A 571-nucleotide genomic window follows, 5' to 3' on the forward strand; every position below is an offset into this window, starting at 1 on the left:
CCGCCTACGCCACGTGGCCCCGGGGTTTCGAGGCTCGCTGCGCTCGCACCTCAACCACCGGGCGGCGCTGCGCTCGCACCTCAACCACCGGGCGACGGGCGTCTGTCCACAGGCGGCATCGGGTCGAGTTTCCTCCGGGCGCTGGATGGGGACCCGGACTCCCATGCCCTGGACCTACATCGTGCGCTGCAACGACGACTCCTACTACGTCGGGAGCACCGTCGATCTCGAGGGACGCATCTGGCAGCACAACTCCGATGACCTCGGCGCCCTCTACACCCGCAGACGCCGACCGGTCGTCCTTGTCTGGAACGCCTGGTTCGAGAGGATCGAGGACGCCTTCGCCTACGAGAAGCGCGTCCAGGGATGGAGTCGCAAGAAGCGGGAGGCGCTGATCAACGGCGATGACGCGCTACTTCCCGACCTCTCGCGCCGCGCTGCTGTCCAGCGACGCGCTGCCGAGCAGGACGAGACTCCCGAGGACTGATCCGGTCCGGTGGTTGAGGTGCGAGGAGCGCTAGCGACGAACCCTTCCCGGTGGTTGAGGTGCGAGGAGCGCTAGCGACGAGCC

1 protein-coding gene is annotated in these 571 nt (G+C 68.0%); it reads left to right on the plus strand.

Annotated elements, in window-relative coordinates; translation table 11 throughout:
• The first annotated feature begins 163 nt into the window (after positions 1-163).
• Positions 164-487 (plus strand): GIY-YIG nuclease family protein, encoded by a 324-nt coding sequence (locus tag ACOADB_RS14720; RefSeq protein ID WP_378599989.1) that lies wholly within the window; start codon positions 164-166, stop codon positions 485-487.
• The last annotated feature ends 84 nt before the right edge of the window (positions 488-571 follow it).

The organism is Nocardioides sp. CPCC 206348, assembly GCF_048654705.1.
Classification (GTDB): domain Bacteria; phylum Actinomycetota; class Actinomycetes; order Propionibacteriales; family Nocardioidaceae; genus Nocardioides.

Excerpts from the sequence above, each read along its gene's own strand:
- ACOADB_RS14720 (WP_378599989.1), top strand. The coding sequence starts at position 164 with ATGCCCTGGACCTACATCGTGCGCTGCAACGACGACTCCTACTACGTC.